Origin of the sequence: Deinococcus aquiradiocola (assembly GCF_014646915.1) — a bacterium.
Taxonomy (GTDB): Bacteria; Deinococcota; Deinococci; order Deinococcales; family Deinococcaceae; genus Deinococcus; species Deinococcus aquiradiocola.
The window spans coordinates 77600-90148 of record NZ_BMOE01000005.1 but is presented as its reverse complement, the minus strand read 5'-3'; the positions used below and the strand labels follow the sequence as shown (position 1 = coordinate 90148).

Annotated in this window: 13 protein-coding genes; 6 read left to right on the top strand and 7 right to left on the bottom strand. The window is 71.9% G+C overall.

What is annotated here, in order from left to right:
* Nucleotides 1-126: 126 nt before the first annotated feature.
* Nucleotides 127-687 (top strand): UbiX family flavin prenyltransferase, encoded by a 561-nt coding sequence (locus IEY33_RS09125; RefSeq protein ID WP_188962606.1) that lies wholly within the window; start codon nt 127-129, stop codon nt 685-687.
* Entirely contained in the window at nt 684-1346 is a 663-nt protein-coding gene (ispD, locus tag IEY33_RS09120) for a 2-C-methyl-D-erythritol 4-phosphate cytidylyltransferase (RefSeq protein WP_229670897.1), read from the top strand. The genes IEY33_RS09125 and ispD overlap by 4 nt, the downstream gene beginning before the upstream one ends.
* A gap of 72 nt (nt 1347-1418) precedes the next feature.
* Here the strand turns inward: ispD and IEY33_RS09115 are convergent, their stop codons facing one another.
* Nucleotides 1419-1973: a CAP domain-containing protein gene (locus IEY33_RS09115; protein WP_188962604.1), complete on the bottom strand. Its 555-nt coding sequence runs from the start codon at nt 1971-1973 to the stop codon at nt 1419-1421.
* Nucleotides 1974-2112: 139 nt separating this feature from the next.
* Here IEY33_RS09115 and IEY33_RS09110 point away from each other — a divergent pair, with 139 nt between their 5' ends.
* Nucleotides 2113-2964 (top strand): 4-(cytidine 5'-diphospho)-2-C-methyl-D-erythritol kinase, encoded by an 852-nt coding sequence (locus IEY33_RS09110; RefSeq protein ID WP_188962602.1) that lies wholly within the window; start codon nt 2113-2115, stop codon nt 2962-2964.
* Between the two features lie 146 nt (nt 2965-3110).
* Here IEY33_RS09110 and IEY33_RS09105 read toward each other — a convergent pair whose 3' ends face one another.
* The 3 genes from IEY33_RS09105 to cdaA all read right to left on the bottom strand — a co-directional run bounded on the left by IEY33_RS09105 (nt 3111) and on the right by cdaA (nt 7197).
* Nucleotides 3111-4808: a stalk domain-containing protein gene (locus IEY33_RS09105; protein ID WP_188962944.1), complete on the bottom strand. Its 1698-nt coding sequence runs from the start codon at nt 4806-4808 to the stop codon at nt 3111-3113.
* Nucleotides 4809-5480: 672 nt separating this feature from the next.
* Nucleotides 5481-6425, bottom strand: a complete 945-nt coding sequence (locus IEY33_RS09100; protein ID WP_229670896.1) for a CdaR family protein — start codon at nt 6423-6425, stop codon at nt 5481-5483.
* 40 nt (nt 6426-6465) lie between these two features.
* The gene (gene cdaA, locus IEY33_RS09095; protein ID WP_229670895.1) at nt 6466-7197 is read right to left on the bottom strand and encodes a diadenylate cyclase CdaA; all 732 of its coding nucleotides are present in this window, start codon (nt 7195-7197) and stop codon (nt 6466-6468) included.
* A 475-nt stretch (nt 7198-7672) separates the two neighbouring features.
* Between cdaA and IEY33_RS09090 the strand changes: the two genes are divergently transcribed.
* Nucleotides 7673-9304 carry a hypothetical protein gene (locus tag IEY33_RS09090; RefSeq protein WP_188962939.1) on the top strand — a complete coding sequence of 544 codons (1632 nt, stop codon included), beginning with the start codon at nt 7673-7675 and terminating at the stop codon, nt 9302-9304.
* A 72-nt stretch (nt 9305-9376) separates the two neighbouring features.
* On the opposite strand, the gene tsaE is transcribed toward IEY33_RS09090, so the two are convergent.
* On the bottom strand, nt 9377-9865 hold the full coding sequence (gene tsaE / locus IEY33_RS09085; RefSeq protein WP_188962597.1) for a tRNA (adenosine(37)-N6)-threonylcarbamoyltransferase complex ATPase subunit type 1 TsaE: 489 nt from the start codon (nt 9863-9865) through the stop codon (nt 9377-9379).
* A 70-nt stretch (nt 9866-9935) separates the two neighbouring features.
* On the opposite strand from tsaE, the gene IEY33_RS09080 reads away from it, so the two are divergent.
* On the top strand, nt 9936-10190 hold the full coding sequence (locus IEY33_RS09080) for an NAD(P)H-dependent oxidoreductase subunit E (protein ID WP_188962594.1): 255 nt from the start codon (nt 9936-9938) through the stop codon (nt 10188-10190).
* A 28-nt stretch (nt 10191-10218) separates the two neighbouring features.
* On the opposite strand, the gene IEY33_RS09075 is transcribed toward IEY33_RS09080, so the two are convergent.
* A complete protein-coding gene (locus IEY33_RS09075) occupies nt 10219-10941 on the bottom strand; it encodes a dienelactone hydrolase family protein (RefSeq protein ID WP_188962591.1) in 723 nt (240 codons plus the stop codon).
* Nucleotides 10942-11052: 111 nt separating this feature from the next.
* Here IEY33_RS09075 and IEY33_RS09070 point away from each other — a divergent pair, with 111 nt between their 5' ends.
* Nucleotides 11053-11946: a P1 family peptidase gene (locus tag IEY33_RS09070; protein ID WP_188962587.1), complete on the top strand. Its 894-nt coding sequence runs from the start codon at nt 11053-11055 to the stop codon at nt 11944-11946.
* Between the two features lie 62 nt (nt 11947-12008).
* Here IEY33_RS09070 and IEY33_RS09065 read toward each other — a convergent pair whose 3' ends face one another.
* Complete coding sequence (locus IEY33_RS09065) at nt 12009-12506, bottom strand: LeuD/DmdB family oxidoreductase small subunit (RefSeq protein WP_188962585.1); 498 nt, start codon at nt 12504-12506, stop codon at nt 12009-12011.
* Nucleotides 12507-12549 lie beyond the last annotated feature (43 nt).

Here is a 12549-nt window from a genome sequence, read left to right as displayed (position 1 = left end):
TTTGGGCCATCTTAGCATGAGTGCGCGCGGCGACTTTGGGCTTGTCTTCAGGTTTGCGGGGGTGGGGGCGCGGCGTGGCGTGCGTTCGTGCAGTGTGCGTGGCGGGCACTTGCTACGCTGGCGGGCATGAATTTGGTCGTCGGAGTTTCGGGCGGGAGCGGCATTCCTTACGCGCTGAGCGTGCTTCAGGCCCTGCATGGACTGGGGGTGGAGACGCATCTGGTGGTGTCGAGCGGCGCGAAACGCGTCATGAGTGCCGAGGGCGGGCCGCAGCTGGCGGACCTGACGGCGCTCGCATCTCACGTTTATGACGACCGGGATCTGGCGGCGGGCATCGCGAGCGGGTCGTTCCGGACGGACGGGATGCTGGTCGTGCCGTGCAGTGCGGGCACGCTCGCGAAGATCGCGGGCGGCTTCGCGGACAACCTGCTGTCGCGCGCGGCGCACGTGACGCTCAAGGAACGCCGGAGGCTGGTGCTGGCGCTGCGCGAGGACCCCCTGCCGCGCCCGATGCTGCTGAACATGCTGGCCGTGCACGACGCGGGCGCGACCGTCATGACGGCCAGCGCGGGCTTCTATCACGCGCCGGAGTCGGTGGAGGAACTGCTGCATTTCGTGACGGCGCGCCTGCTCGACCAGTTCGGGCTGGACGTGCCGGGCTTCCGGCGCTGGGAGTCGCCCCGGTGAGCGCCGGGCGCGTGGCGGCCCTCATTCCGGCGGCCGGGTCCGGCACGCGGCTCGGGCGTGGCCCGAAGGCGTACGTGACGGTGGCGGGCCGCACGCTGCTGGAACGGTCGGTGGAGGCCCTGCGGCCGCACGTGTCGGAGGTGATCGTGGCCCTGCCGGAAGGCGAGACGCTGCCCGCAGGCGTGCGCGCGCGGGCCGTGACGGGCGGCGGGACGCGGCAGGACAGCGTACGCCTGCTGCTGGAAGCGTCGGACGCGGACGTGGTGCTGGTGCACGACGCGGCGCGGCCCTTCCTGGGGGCAGGCACGGTGCGTGCGGTGCTGGACGCGGCGCGCGCGTCGGGCGCGGCGACGGTGGCGCTCCCGGTGGCGGACACGCTCGTCCGGGCGGACGGGACCGGGTGGGGCGAGCGGGTCGAGCGGGCGGGCCTGTGGGCGGTGCAGACGCCGCAGGCGGGCCGCCGCGACTGGCTGCTCGCCGCGCACACGCGGGCGGCGCGGGAGGGGCACGCCGCGACGGACGACGCGGGCCTGCTGCACTGGGCGGGGCACGCCGTGACGCTCGTGCCGGGCGAGGCGACGCTGTTCAAGGTGACGACGCCCGGCGACCTGCAGCTCGCGGAGGCGCTGGCTGCCATGTGGGACGCCGCGCAGCCCTGAAGGACCGGGAGCGGCTCTCCCCTGTCCAGCCTCGGCGACCCGTTCCCTGCGGCCGGATGAGCGGCACCCTCGTCAGCGGGAGAAGATCGTCACCCAGTAGTGCTGACCGCCTCCACTGACGGCCTCTCCCGCCCCCATGCGCCTGAAGCCGGGGCGCTGCTGCCCGGCCGGGTCGATGTAGATGCCGGTGAACTGCGTCTCGCAGTGCCCCTTGACGCTCGCCTGCCACTGCGTGACGACGCTGGTGGCCGTCCCCGCCATGCCGAGGTTCTCGCCGATGTCGGTGTACGGGTACACGGTGCTGTACCGCATGCCCTCGATCAGGGCCACGTAACTGCTGGACTGCTTGGGGTCGTGCACGAACTCGCCGGTGCGGGCGATGTCCTGCGCGCGCTGCTGCGCGACGAAGTTCAGGTTGCGGTCCTCGGTCAGGGCGGGACTGGCGGGGTACGTGACGCCGCGGCAGGTGATGCCCTGCGTGCGGACGGCGTTCGTGAGCGTGAACACCTCGCGCGCCTGGACGCTCATGTCGGCGCCCGGGACAGACGTGACGTCTCCCCCGCACGCGGCGAGGACGGAGGCGAGGAGAAGGGCGAGAGCGGGGGCGGCGGGGCGGGCGTGAGGCATGGGTTCTCCAGGGGACCGGGACGGGGTGAGGGGCGCGAGGTGTGGGGGACGCGACCCATTGTGCCAGCGTGCGGGGGCGCGGGACGTGTCAGGTGTCGTCCGAGCCTGAGCGGGAAGGGAAGCTGCTACGCTGGCCGTCATGGGTTCCGCGCTGCGTGTGTTCGCCCCCGCCAAGATCAACCTCGGCCTGAGCGTGCTGGGGATCGTCCCGCGTGGCGAGCCGCACGCCGGGTACCACCGGCTGCACACCCTGATGGTGCCGCTCGACGTGGGCGACACGCTGAGCGTCGCGCCCGCAGGCACCCTCACGCTGGAGGTGCGCGGCGCGGACCTGCCGACGGACGACCGGAACCTCGTGTACCGGGCGGCGCGCGCGTACCTGGACGCGGCGGGCCTGGACGGCGGCGCGCACATCGTGCTGGAGAAACGCCTGCCGCTCGCGGCGGGACTGGGCGGCGGAAGCAGCGACGCGGCGGGCACGCTGCTGGCCCTCGCGCGCCTCCGGCCCGCCGGGGTGGACCTGGAGCGGCTGGCGGTGCAGCTGGGCGCGGACGTGCCGTTCTTCCTGACGCCGGGCGCGGCGCTCGTGGAGGGCATCGGGGAGCGGCGCACGCCGGTCGCGCTGCAGCCGCTGCATCTGGTGCTGCTGAATCCCGGCACGGCCGTCAGCGCGGCCGACGCGTACCGCTGGCTGGACGACGCGGGGACGTTCACGCCGCCACTGGACGTGGGGGCCGTCCGCATGGCGCAGGTGGTGGGACTGCCGCTCCCGTACCTGAACGCGCTGCAGCCGGGCGTGACGGCCCGTCATCCGGAGATCGCGGAGGCACTCTCGGCCCTGGCGGGCGCGGGCCTGCACTCGGCGCTGATGAGCGGGTCCGGCAGCACGTGCTTCGCGCTGGCCGCGTCGCGCGCACAGGCGGAGGAGGCCGCGTCGGCCCTGCAGCAGGACCGCCCGGACTGGTGGGTCCGGGCGGCGAGTTCCGTCTGATACGGTTTTGATCCGATTCCAGGGATGCCGGAAACAACACCGACATCCCTTCCATCTCCTCCAAACCGTACTTTTTGGTACTCGCTTCGCTCGGCTGAACTCTACAAGTTCAGCTCAAAACCGTCTGAGGCATTGGGGCGGGCGGGTCAGGGCGTGTAGTGCTTGACGACGCCGCCGAACACGCTGGGGCTGCTCGACTTGTAGAACACGAGACTGATGGGCAGGTTGCTGCCGCTGGCGGGCACGAAGTCGATGTTGAAGACGTTCGACGCGGGTCGCCACAGCAGGGTGGGGCTGTCGGGCGTGCCGGTCGAGCCGACCTTGGGGAGCTTGATGGCCTGCGTGACGGGGCCGTCCTGGATGTTCATGGCGCCGCGGTACAGGCCGCCGCGCGGGCTGAGGGCCACGGCGGTCCCGGCCGCGCCGACCACCTGAATGTCGTACAGCACGCCGTAGTTGCCGGTGAGGCGCTGCGGCTGGCCGGTCAGGGCGTCGGTGCCGGTGAGGGCCGGGTCGACCATGCCGTCCCCGATGACGAGGCGGGCGGGGAACTGCGTGAGGTTCACGCGGATGGTGCGGACGGCGCCTGCGAAGGTACCGCGCTGGTGCTTGCCGTCCGGCGCGAGGAAGGGGAGCTGCTGGATGACCTGCGCGGTCGGCGGGAGGTTCTCTTCGAGCATCAGGTACGTGAGTTCCACGCGGCCGGAGGCGTTGATGTCCTGCATCATGTTCACGCCGCTGCCGCTGCCGAGGGTGGGGCTGGCGTACACGGCGACGCTCTGGCCGGGCTGCAGGGTGACGCTCTGGCTGTCGCTGGACGCGAAGTAGTCGAGGAGCGTGACCTGTCCGAGCAGGCCCTCGATGCGGGTGGGGGCCGTCTCGCCGAGGCGGTCGGTGCGGACCTCCACGGGGCGGCTCTCGAGGTTGCGGGCGACGACGTACAGGCGCGCGGGGACGGTCAGTGCGTTGACATGGTACGCGAGGAGCCGCGCCTGGCCGCTCAGGGAGTCCTGGTACAGCACGCCGCTGGTGGTGGGCGCTTCGGGGCTGTCGCTGAAGAGGAGCGGCATGGCGGGGCCCTGGACGCTCTGGCCGTTCAGGGCGGGGTACGTGAGGACGCGGGTGTCGGCGAAGGTGTCGCCGGGCGTGGCGTACTTGAGGGCGTAGCTGAGGGGCGTGTCGATGGGGGCGCCCGTGACGGTGATGGTGCGGGTGTACGGCTGGCTGCTCAGGCCGCGCGCGTTCGTGACCTGCAGCGTGACGGTGTACGTGCCCGGCTGGAAGTACACGTCCTGACGGCCCGTCCATTTGCGGCTGGTGAGGTCGGCGCCGTCCGGGTCGAAGGCGTACTCGGTGTACACGACGCGTTCGCCGGGCGCGTAGGTGCTCTTGTCGGTGCTGAAGCGCGCCTGCGGGGCGAGCGGGTTCCCGCCGGGCGGGAGGGCGGTGAGGGTGAGGGTGCGGCCGTCGTCGGAGAAGCTGAGGTTGGCGTTCAGGGCGTCCGCGAGGAGGCGGGCGCTGACGTACACGACGTTGCCGACCTGTCCGACCGTCTCGGCGGGCTGGGGGGTGCCGTCAAGGTACGCCTGCATCTTGCGCGGGTCGAGGCTCAGGCGGCCGAGCGTGAGCTGCGCGGTGTCCCCGAGGACTGTCTGGCCGAGCACGGCGGCCACCTCGCGCAGCGGGAGCATGGTGCGGCCACGGATGATGCGGGGCGGGTTCTGCAGGGTGAGCGCGTCGCCGTTGCGGTACGCGGCGCCCTGGTCGATGACGGCCTGGAGCTGCACGCTGCTGTAGGCGTGCGCGGGAGCTGCGGTCAGGGCAGTGGCGGCGAGCAGGAACATGGCCCGCCAGGGGTGGAGGAGGGGGCGGGCCAGTCGCGTCGCGGCGTGGAGGTGGGCCGACCATCGGTGCCCGAGGTTCAGGGTGCGGCGGTGGCGGTGGGGGGTGGGAAACTGCACCGGGCCAGTATACGCAGGCCGTCCTGACGCGAATCTGCGGGAAGGTGGGGTGAATTTCATGAACGGTGGGCGGCGTTTGCGGTGGGGTGGCGGTACAGACCGTGCCGGTCTGGAGCAGTCTCCACCCTGTCACCCGGTGGGAAACACATGAGCGCGCAGAGGCGTGCATGAACCCGCGCGCCCGCCCGCTCCTCCACTCCGGCCCTCCTCAGCACAGGGCGACCCGGGAGTGCCGGGTCGCCCTGGAGGTCAGGCAGCGAAGATCTTCAGGTGGGGCGGGGGGTCAGGGACAGCGGTCGCGGGTCAGGATGCGGGACTTCAGCGGTCCCGGACACGCACCGGGATCGGCACGGGCTGCAGTGGACGCTGCCCGCGCAGGGCCTCGCGCAACCGGTCGAAAAATTCTTTCAGCTCCTTCTTCACGCCCTCACTGTACCCGCGCGTTCATGAGAGCAGTGCAGCAGATGTAACCTTTCCTTGAGACGCCGCAGCACGCGCCCGGCCCACTTCACAGTCCGGGACAAACCGGTAAATTAGCCGCGTGCGCCGGCCGCATCAGGGGGCCTGTTTCGTGCGGACGGTCAGGTCCACCACCACGCTGTCGAGCGCCTGCACGCCCGCCGGGAGTTTCAGGGTCGGCGTGAGGCGGGCCTTACCGGGCCGGTACGTGACGGGCACGGTCACGCTGCTCAGCTGCGCGAGCAGGGCGGGCGGGCCGACCACGCGCACGGTGGACGGCGTCACGCGGCTCTCCACCGTGAGGGTGGCGGGCGCGGGGGACAGCACCACACCGATCGTCCGGACGGGCAGCGTGCCGAGGTCCGTGCGGCGTACCGTGACGGTCTGTGGGCTGAGCGTGATGCCGGTCACCGGTTCGCCCTGCGCGTTCAGGGCGACGAGGCTGCCGCTGCCCTCCTCGGAGGGGTCCAGCGCGAGCGGTTCGCTGATGACGCGCTCCACCGTCTTCACGAGGCGGTTCGGGCCGCTGACCAGCGTCACGCGCGGGCTGAGCGCGTAGCGCGGCAGGGTCCCGGCGGGCGGGGCGGGCACGCTGAGCGTCACGGCGATCCGGCGGGTCAGCTGGCTGTCCACGAAGCCCTGCACGCGCGCGGGCAGCACACGCAGGGACTTCGTACCGTCCGGGGCGCGCACCTCGACCGGCAGGTTGAAGCTGCCTTCCTGCGCGCCGGTGGTGTCCACGGTCGCCTCGATCTTGCTGGCCTGCAGGCCCTGCAGCCGGGAGCGCTGGCCGCTCAGCGTGACGCGGACCGTGGCGGGCAGGTCGCTGACGGCGCGTTTGCTGCTGCCGCCCGTGGTGTCGCGCACTTCCAGCGGCACGTCGAAGCCCACCTCGATGTTCGCGCGGCGGTCGGCGGTCGCGACGAGCCACACGAGCAGCGCGACGAGCAGCGCCGCGAGTTTCGGGAGGAGGTTGTGCGTCGCGCGCCGCCACAGGTAGTGTGGGCGCGTCCAGCGGCGCACGGTGCCCTGCCAGCTCACGGCGCGCCTCCGTGCGTTCCGGCGGGCCGGGTCGTGGGGGTCACAGCGTCTCCTCATACACCAGTTCGCGCAGGCGGTCCCGGAGTTCCCCGACCGTCAGTTCCGGCCCGAGCCGTCCCTGCAGCGCGATGCGGATGCTGCCGCGCTCCTCGCTCACCACGAGCACCACGGCGTCCGTCAGTTCCGACAGGCCGAGCGCGGCGCGGTGCCGGGTGCCGTAGCGGCGGTACGTGCCGTCGCTCGCCTGCAGCGGAAACAGGCACGCGGCGGCCACCACGCGGTCGCCCTGCACGATCACGCCGCCGTCGTGGAGTGGCGCGTTGCGCGCGAACAGCGCCTCCAGGAAGGGCGCGCTGATCTGCGCGTCGAGCGTGACGCCGCTCAGGGCGTACTCGCCGAGCGGCGTGAGGCGCTCGATGGCGATGAGGGCGCCGGTCTTGCGTTCCGCCATGCGTTCGGCGGCGCGCGACAGGTCCAGCAGGGCCGCGCTGCCGCGCCCGGTGCCGCGCGTGCGCGGGCGGCCCAGGCGTTCGAGCGCGGCGCGCAGTTCCGGCTGGAACACCACCACGAGCGCGAACAGGCCGACCGTTCCGGCCCGGCCGAGCAGGTAGCTGAGGGCGGCGAGGCCCGCCAGGGAACTGAGGAGCCAGATGGCGGCGAAGATCACCACGCCACGCACGACGTTCACGGCGCGCGTCCCGTTGACGAGCAGGTACCCCTGGTAGATCAGGGCCGCCACCAGCAGCACGTCCAGAATGTCCCGTACTCCCACCGTCCCGAACAGCCGCCCACGCTCCTTCGCACGCCTGCATTCCGCTGGCCTTCCCTGGTGTTCCGTCCGGTCGTGGCCGTCCCACGGCCGGGTGAAGTCAGGTCACTATAAGCCGGAACATGCGGCGTTCCCCTCGGAGTGCGCTGTGGAACGGTGTGCGTGCCCTCACATCACTGCCATATTCCGCCACTTCATAAAAATAAAGTGTGATTTCGCGCATGACATACATTCCGGGCGGATGACAGGCCACAACGGCCCTGCGACATGCTGTAGGCTGAGTTATTCGGTACAGTAGGACGTATCTTGTGAAGCGGGCCGCGCAGCGGCCACGCTTGACAGGTGAACGGCGGGACCCGCACGGTCCGGCACACCCAGTCGGTCAGAGATGTCCGGGCCTCCATCCGGTCCGGATTCAGGAACGAGATCACGGATTCCGGACCCAGGAATCTGCACGAAGCAACGGGGGAAACAGTTGATGGACGCGGCAGAGAACGCAGGGCAGAAGAACGTCACGGAGCACGCCACGCGGTACATCATCACCCGGCCCTGCCTGGCCGAAGGCAGCCTGCGGCTGCTGAAGTACCTGCAACCGCTGTTCCCGCACGACGGCCCCCTGACCCTGCAGGACAGCCGCGGCGAACGCTTCCCCGTCACGGTGGATCGCCCGCGCGGCCGCGTGACCGGCATGGGCGACCTGTACCGGACGCACAACATGGGCGTGAACGACGTGCTGCTGCTCACCCCGGCAGGCGAGCGGGAATTCACGGTGGACTGCATCGTCAAACCGCACGCGCGCCCCGCCCCCAGCAGCGACCGCCCCGCGCGGCCCGCCCCGACCCCGCCGCCCGTGCTGGAGAAACGCGTCGTGATCCACGCGACCCCGCACGTCCGCGAGGTCCGCACCGAACGCGTGAGCGCCGAACAGGTGCAGGCGGAGCAGGCCCGTACGGACGCCCGTTCCGACGCGCGCACGGCCGCAGGCGGCACGGTCCTCACCCGTGGTGGGCAGACCGGCCAGACCCAGGCGGCGCCGCAGACCGCGCAGAAACCCTCCGGGGAAACGCGGACCGTGCAGGTGCGCGCCGACCGGCCCGCAGCCGCCCACAGCGGCGCCCAGCAGGACGCGGACGCCGCCCCCCAGCCCCAGAGTGTCCAGTCCCAGGCCGTCCAGCCCCAGACCTCGCAGGCCACCGCACAGCCGATCGTCACGCCCGCTCCGGCCAGCCCCGCCGTGCAGAAGCCCGCGCAGACGGGCAGCGTCACGGCCATCACCACCCGCCCGGGCGGCCAGCCGCACAGCACGCCTGCCCCGCAGGTGGTGCGCCTGCCCGTCACGCCCGCGCCCACCGGCACGGCCAGCGCTCCGGCCACCACGGCCGCGGCCGCCACCCTGACCCGCCCGCAGAACGCCCCCGTGACCGTCACGCTGCCCGCGCCCGCCCAAGAGGGCGCCGAGGACCGACTCGCGACCCTCGCGCGCCTGACCGGCTACACCTGCGACCACCTCGGCAGCGGCGTGGTGCGCCTGCGCGCCGAGCTCGGCAACCACAGTTACAGCGTCCTGCTCGCCACCACCCCGCAGGCCCTCACCACCCCCGCGTGGCGCGAACCCTGCGACTACATGGCGCTCCTCACCCGCGAGGACGAGCGCCCCCAGGGCATCCCGCGCTTCACGCTCGCCGCGCTCGACGCCCTGCTGGAACACGCGCGCCTCGCGCCCCTCTCCCCCATCGACCTGCGCGGGTACTGGAACACCGGGTCCTTCGATCAGGAGAGCGTCGAGAGCGTCGCGGAACTCGTGAGTGCGCACCTCGCGCAGCGCGGCAGCTTCTCGCACGTCCTGCTGACGCTCGCGCAGCAGCCCGCACACAGCCTCGTGCAGGTCCCCCGCCTCGCGGAACGGCTCGGCAGCGGCGTGAACACCGCCGAACTGCACAGCGTCCTCGAGACGCTCAGCCGCCCGCCGTTCCTGGCGCTGACGCCCATGCCGGGCGGGCAGTACTACCTGCGCGGCGACGTGCGCGACCTGCTGCTCGAGTTCGGCGAGTACGCCGAAGGCATGCGCCGCCGCCTGCGGCCCGTCCCGCTCGCCGCCACCGGCCACTGAAATCAGCCGCTCGGCAGTGCGGGCCGCCCGGTGATGGGGCGGCCCGCACTGCTGATCCACGGCAGCGGACGTTCAGCGGACGCGCAGCAGGTCGCGCACGTCCGGTTCGCCGTCCACGTGCGACAGACGCAGCAGCGGCGCGTCCGGGTAATCGTCGTAGAAGGCCTCGCCCCACTCGATCAGGCTCAGGCGGGCCTCGGCGATCAGGCGTTCGAGGTCCATCTCGTACAGTTCCTGCGGGTGCCGCACCCGGTACGCGTCCACGTGCAGCAGCGTCCCGTGCGGCACCGGGTACACCTGCATGAGGGCGTACGTGGGGCTGCTGACGAGGCCCGTGAAGCCCAGCCCGAGCGCGAGGCCCTGCGAGAGCGTCGTCTTGCCCGCACCCAGCTCGCCCTCCAGGAAGAGGACGGTTCCGGCGGGCAGGGTGGGCGCGAGGCGCTGACCGAGTTCGCGCTGCGCGTCGTCGCCGTGCAGGCGCAGCGGCACGCCGACCTGCAGGCCGGCCGCGCCCAGGGGATCGGGACCGTGAGGGTGAACAGGGGCGGGCTCGGACGTCATGCGTTCAGTGTAGTGGGCGCGGCCAGCGCGACTCCACAGAGAGTCCTCATTTGGGCTAGGATGGCGGTCCATGCCTGTGACCCGCATCGAACTGTGTATTGACGGACTGAACCCGGAGGTGCGCGAGGCGCTTCTCGAGACGATCTGGAACGAACTGCGGATCAGTCCCGGCATGGTGACGTCGGACGGCAACACCGAACTGGCCCTCAGTCAGTGCGGCGCAGACGCCGAGGACGCGCCCGTCGTGCGGATCGGCGGGCAGCCGTACTACCGCATGACGCCCGAACGGCTCGCGCTGCTGCTGCGGCGACGCGGCACGCGCTGACCCGGCCCCGCACGCCGCACGGGGCGGTTCAGGCGGGGCGAGGTTCGCCGCGCACGTGTTGCGCGAAGAACTTCAGGGTGCGCTCCCACGCGTCCCGGCTGGCGGCCGCGTCGTAGCTGGGCGCGTGATCGTTGTTGAAGGAGTGTCTGGCGTGCTCGTACACCTTGATGTCGTGCGGGACGCCCGCGCGGTCCAGTTCGGCCTCCAGCGCCTGCCCGGCGCGCGTGGTGAAGTCCCGGCCCGGGTAACTGCCGACCACCGGGCAGGAGCGCTCCACGGCCTCCAGCGGGCGCGGGTTCATGCCGTAGTACGGCGCGATGGCTTTCAGGCGACCGTCGGTGCAGGCGAGCGCCACCGCGAAACTGCCGCCCATGCAGTACCCGACCGCGCCCAGCTGGTCCTGTCGCACGTCACCGCGCGCCGTGAGCAGGTCGAGCGCGGCGCGCAGGTCGTGAATGCCCGCGTGGTCCAGCGAGTTCAGGAGCATGCCGCCCATGAAGCGGGCCATGCAGACGGCCGCGTTCCGGCCGGAGAACAGGTCCACGGCGAGCGCCACGTACCCCTCGGCCGCGAAGCGTTGCGCGACCTCGCGGATGTTGCGGTTCAGGCCGAACGCCTCGTGAATCACGACGACAGCCGGGAAGGGACCGTCCCCGTCCGGTTTCACGAGTTCCGCCCGCAGGGTACGGTCCAGCGACGTGAACGTGAGCGGCTCGACCCGGAAGGTCCCGTGCGGTGCGGTGTCGGTCATGCCCGAGCATACCGCCCTGGCCGCTCCGGCACGTCGCTGCCCCGCTGTGCCCGGCAGACCGCGTGTCCATGACCGGTGCTTCAGTGCTGGTGCTCTAGGATGGGCGTCAGCATGACGAACACCACCCTGACGGCCGTTCCCGGCTTTCTGGTCGGGCACTGGACGGACACCGTCGCCCGGACCGGCTGCACGGTCCTGCTGTGCCCGCCTGACGGGGCCGTGGCGAGCGCGAGTTTCCTCGGCCCGAGCCCCGGCACGCGCGAGGGCGTGCTCCTCGCCCCGGACAAGAAGGTGGAACGCGTGCACGCCGTGCTGCTCACGGGCGGCAGCGCCTTCGGGCTGGGCGCCGCGAGCGGCGTGGTGCGCTGGCTGGAAGAGCAGGGCGTGGGGCACCCCACCCCGTTCGCGCGCGTGCCGCTCGTCCCGGCCGCCGTCATCTACGACCTGGGCGTCGGGAACCCGCGCGCCCGCCCGCTGGAGGAGCACGGGTACCTCGCGGCCAGCACGGCCAGCAGCGCGCCCGTCCCGCGCGGGCGGGTGGGCGCGGGGACGGGCGCGACCGCCGGGAAGTACCTGGGTCCGGCCCACACGTCGCCCGGCGGGCTGGGCAGCGCGTTCGTGTCGCGGCACGGCGTGAGTGTCGGCGCGGTCGCGGTCGTGAACCCCATCGGAGACGTGCTGGACGGGGCGGGCCGCGTGATCGCCGGTCCCGGCAGCGGGCCGGGCGCGACCGCGTTCACGCCCGGCGACGTGGAGAGCACCACGCTCGTCGCCGTCGTCACGCAGCACCTGCTCGGCAAGCCCGAAGCGAAACGCCTCGCGGACGCCGCGCAGACGGCCCTGGCGCGCGTCATCCGGCCCAGCCACACCGCCTGGGACGGCGACAGTGCCTTCATGCTGAGCAGCGGCACCCTCCCGCCCGCCGACCCGATGCTGCTGTCGGCCCTCGTGCAGGACGCGGTCGCGGCTGCCGTGACGGACGCCGTCCTCCCGCACGCCACCTGAGCAGACGCCCCGCCCGTGTGCGGGGCAATTCCTTTCCGGGAAGGAACCCGGCGGGGCCGGTGTCAGCCTTCCTTCTCTCCGGGGAACCGCTGGTGCTTCTTGTAGAACGCCAGGATGCTGCCCTCCGCGAGCGCCTCCCGCAGGAACTCCGGGGCGGGCGGCAGGTGGAACACGTCCGGCCCGCGCCGCAGTTCGCCGCTCTCCATGTCGAGCGTCACGTCATCCCCGTCGTGCAGCACGTGCGTCAGGTCCGCCTCGAAGGCCGGAATGCCGAGGTTCAGCAGGTTCCGGTAATGGATGCGCGCGAAGCTGGGCGCGACGATGCCGCCCACCTGCAGTTTCTTGAGGGCCTGCGGCGCGTACTCGCGGCTGCTGCCCAGCCCCCAGTTCTTCCCGCCGATCAGCAGGTCGCCCGGCCGCACCTGCGCCGCGAACTCCGGGCGGATGTAATGGAAGGCGAACGTCTGAAAGACGTCCTCGCCCGCCATGAACGGCGCGAACTTGCCGGGAAGGATGTCGTCGGTGTTGACTGAATCGCCAAATTTCCAGATTCGGGGCATGCTGGTTCTCCTTTGAGGCGTGCGGGTGGGCGGGCGGAACGTG

Bases quoted from the DNA above. Each gene is read 5' to 3' on its own strand.
- IEY33_RS09125 (WP_188962606.1), top strand. From the start codon at position 127: ATGAATTTGGTCGTCGGAGTTTCGGGCGGGAGCGGCATTCCTTACGCG.
- IEY33_RS09115 (WP_188962604.1), bottom strand. From the start codon at position 1,973: ATGCCTCACGCCCGCCCCGCCGCCCCCGCTCTCGCCCTTCTCCTCGCC.
- IEY33_RS09110 (WP_188962602.1), top strand. From the start codon at position 2,113: ATGGGTTCCGCGCTGCGTGTGTTCGCCCCCGCCAAGATCAACCTCGGC.
- IEY33_RS09105 (WP_188962944.1), bottom strand. From the start codon at position 4,808: ATGTTCCTGCTCGCCGCCACTGCCCTGACCGCAGCTCCCGCGCACGCC.
- IEY33_RS09090 (WP_188962939.1), top strand. From the start codon at position 7,673: ATGGACGCGGCAGAGAACGCAGGGCAGAAGAACGTCACGGAGCACGCC.
- tsaE (WP_188962597.1), bottom strand. From the start codon at position 9,865: ATGACGTCCGAGCCCGCCCCTGTTCACCCTCACGGTCCCGATCCCCTG.
- IEY33_RS09080 (WP_188962594.1), top strand. From the start codon at position 9,936: ATGCCTGTGACCCGCATCGAACTGTGTATTGACGGACTGAACCCGGAG.
- IEY33_RS09075 (WP_188962591.1), bottom strand. From the start codon at position 10,941: ATGACCGACACCGCACCGCACGGGACCTTCCGGGTCGAGCCGCTCACG.
- IEY33_RS09070 (WP_188962587.1), top strand. From the start codon at position 11,053: ATGACGAACACCACCCTGACGGCCGTTCCCGGCTTTCTGGTCGGGCAC.
- IEY33_RS09065 (WP_188962585.1), bottom strand. From the start codon at position 12,506: ATGCCCCGAATCTGGAAATTTGGCGATTCAGTCAACACCGACGACATC.